The 637-nt window shown below is 58.9% G+C and carries 1 protein-coding gene; it reads left to right on the forward strand.

What is annotated here, in order from left to right; genetic code table 11:
• Positions 1-637 (forward strand): AMP-binding protein (locus tag AAFX91_RS42290; RefSeq protein WP_394570426.1); only part of this gene is annotated, 637 nt, incomplete at both ends.

Raw genomic sequence — 637 nt, forward strand, 5'->3', positions numbered from 1 at the left:
TGAGCGCGCGCCATCTGGCCTATGTGATCTACACCTCCGGCTCAACCGGCACCCCCAAGGGCGTCATGATCGAGCATCGCGGCCTGGTCAATCTGGGGCTGGCTCAGATCGGGCTTTTTGGCGTTGGTTTAAATAGCCGTGTCGTGCAGTTCGCTTCTCTCGGTTATGATGCCAGTGCTTGGGAGCTTGTCATGGCGTTTGGCTCAGGCGCCGCCTTGCATTTGCCGGCCGATGAACTCCGTCAAGCGAGTAACAAGCTATCGGATTATCTGCGAAGCGAAGCCATCACCCATGCGACGTTGCCTCCGGCCTTGCTCCAGGCAAGCGGTGATCTGGAATGTTTGGCGTCGCAGGTTCTCATTCTTGCTGGAGAGTTGCCAAAGGCTGAACTCATCCGGAGTCTGATCCCGGCATCAATTGTCAACGCCTATGGACCTACCGAAACGACGGTCTGTGCGACGACATGGAGCTGTCCGGATGGATTTGATGGAGCCATTGTCCCGATTGGCCGTCCGATTGCGAACACGCGGTTGTATCTTCTGGACGGTCATGGCGGGCCTGTTCCGTTCGGGGCGGCGGGTGAGCTTTACATTGGCGGGGCGGGAGTTGCGCGCGGCTATCTGAACCGGCCGGAGCT

The sequence above is a fragment of the Bradyrhizobium sp. 31Argb genome, assembly GCF_043638955.1.
Taxonomy (GTDB): Bacteria; Pseudomonadota; Alphaproteobacteria; order Rhizobiales; family Xanthobacteraceae; genus Bradyrhizobium.